1 protein-coding gene and 1 pseudogene are annotated in these 962 nt (G+C 71.6%); both read left to right on the plus strand.

The genetic code is table 11. The annotated features are described in order from the left end of the window. A partial coding sequence (locus B2X67_RS13895) for a sensor histidine kinase (RefSeq protein ID WP_286785856.1) occupies nucleotides 1-824 on the plus strand: 824 nt, incomplete at its 5' end. A gap of 5 nt (nucleotides 825-829) precedes the next feature. After that, a pseudogene (locus tag B2X67_RS13900) lies at nucleotides 830-962 on the plus strand (DNA-binding response regulator); the annotation flags it as partial.

Genomic DNA, 962 nt, shown 5'->3' on the forward strand with positions numbered 1-962 from the left:
GCTCTTCCGATCTCGAACAGCGCCGCCTGTACGCCGCCCTCGGCCAGCCGCTGGCGCAGGCGCTGGCGCGCGCGCAACTGGCGAGCGACCTGGAAGCCGCGCGCCTGCATGGCGAAACCGAGCAACTGCGCAGCGCACTGCTGGCCTCGGTTTCCCACGACCTGCGCACCCCGCTGACGGCCATGCGCGGCTCCATCGACAGCCTGCTGGCGCTGGGCGAACGGATTTCCCCGGCGGATCGCCGCGAACTGCTCGAAGGCACCCGCGACGAGGCCGAGCGGCTCGACCGCTACATCCAGAACCTGCTGGACATGACCCGCCTCGGCCATGGCGGGCTGAAGCTGATGCGCGACTGGGTGGCGCCCGCCGACATCCTCGCCAGCGCGCTGCAGCGCCTGCGCCCGGTGCTCGCGCCCTTGCGGGTGGAACTCGAGGTGGCCGAGGACCTGCCGCTGCTGTTCGTCCACGCCGCATTGATCGAGCAGGCGCTGGTCAACGTGCTGGAGAACGCCGCGCGCTTCTCGCCGGCGGGCGCGCGGCTGCGCATCGGCCTGGACGCCGACGAAGGCGAGCTGCGCTTCGCCGTGGCCGATCAGGGACCGGGCATTCCCGCGCAGGAGCGCGACAAGGTGTTCGACATGTTCTATACCGCCAGCCGCGGCGATCGCGGCGGCCAGGGCACCGGGCTGGGCTTGTCGATCTGCCTGGGCATGGTCGGCGCGCACGGTGGTAGGGTGAGCATCGGCGACGGCCTCGAAGGGCGCGGCGCCTGCTTCACCCTGCACCTGCCGGTGCACCCGCAACCGCCGCTGGAGGACGAGTGACGCCGATGTCGAGCAGCATCCTGATCGTCGAGGACGAAGCGCAGATCCGACGATTCCTGCGCATCGCCCTGAGCGCGCAGGGCTACCGGGTGCTCGAGGCGACGAACGGCACCGACGGGCTGGCCCAGGCCGCGCTGG

The sequence above is a fragment of the Pseudomonas sp. UBA3153 genome, from assembly GCF_002364635.1.
Classification (GTDB): Bacteria; Pseudomonadota; Gammaproteobacteria; order Pseudomonadales; family Pseudomonadaceae; genus Pseudomonas_O; species Pseudomonas_O kuykendallii.